The 1,017-nt window shown below is 52.3% G+C and carries 1 pseudogene; it reads left to right on the top strand.

The features are described from left to right. Positions 1-286: 286 nt before the first annotated feature. Positions 287-1,017: pseudogene (locus CUC53_RS03310) on the top strand (transposase); the annotation flags it as partial.

Genomic DNA, 1,017 nt, shown 5'->3' with positions numbered 1-1,017 from the left:
GTCTGCTGCACGATGGAGATCTTTTCCTGCGGAGTCCGGCGTCGACGGCGCTCAGCCCCTGTTAACACTTCGACCATCTTCTCGTTGCGACTAGTACTGAACATAGTTCCAAGACTACCTCTTAAGTTAAGAGGGGCGAAGTGTCTGGATCTTCAAGGGGCCAATCTACCGCCTGCGCCAGTCGCATCTCTTCCAGCAGCGTTTTCAGCCGGTAGGGTAATCCCCCCGACAAACTGGGGTGCTCATAAGTAGAATTTTCTCGTATCTTGAACGCTGGAGGTTCTACATGAAAACATCACGTTTTAGCGATGCCCAAATCATCGCCATCCTCAAACAGGCCGAGTCTGGTTCACCCGTCCCTGAGCTGTGCCGTGAGCATGGCATCAGCTGTGCCACTTTCTACAAGTGGCGCTCCAAATTCGGTGGCATGGACTCCTCCCTTATGGCTCGCCTCAAAGAGCTGGAAGAGGAAAATCGTCGCCTCAAGAACATGTATGCCGAGGAGCGCCTCAAGGCCGAGATCATCAAGGAGGCCATGGCAAAAAAGTGGTAACGCCATCTGCCCGCAGGGAGATGGCTACCAAAGCGATTTCACACTTTGCCATATCAATCAGGCGTGCCTGCAACCTCTTCAAGGTCAGCGAAGGCTGTTATCGCTATCAACCCGTGCTTGCCGATGAAAACCTGCTTATTGCGGATTGGTTGCTGCGTATAACTAACAGCCAGCGCAACTGGGGCTTTAGCCTCTGTTTTCTCTACCTACGCAATGTCAAAGGGTTTGGCTGGAACCATAAGCGGGTCTACCGGATTTATCGGGAGCTTGAACTGAACATGCGGATCAAACCCAAGAAGCGATGGGTGCGTGAAAAGCCGGACGCATTGGCCGTGCCAAACAAGCCCAATCAGTGCTGGTCGATGGATTTTATGCATGACCAGCTCAGTGATGGTCGGTCGGTGCGACTGTTTAATGTGATCGATGACTTTAATCGCGAGGCGCTGTGCATAGAGGTTGATTTT

Origin of the sequence: Aeromonas cavernicola (assembly GCF_002795305.1) — a bacterium.
GTDB classification, from domain to species: domain Bacteria; phylum Pseudomonadota; class Gammaproteobacteria; order Enterobacterales; family Aeromonadaceae; genus Aeromonas; species Aeromonas cavernicola.
Note: the sequence above shows the minus strand (reverse complement) of the source record. Positions and strands in the feature narration are given on the sequence as shown.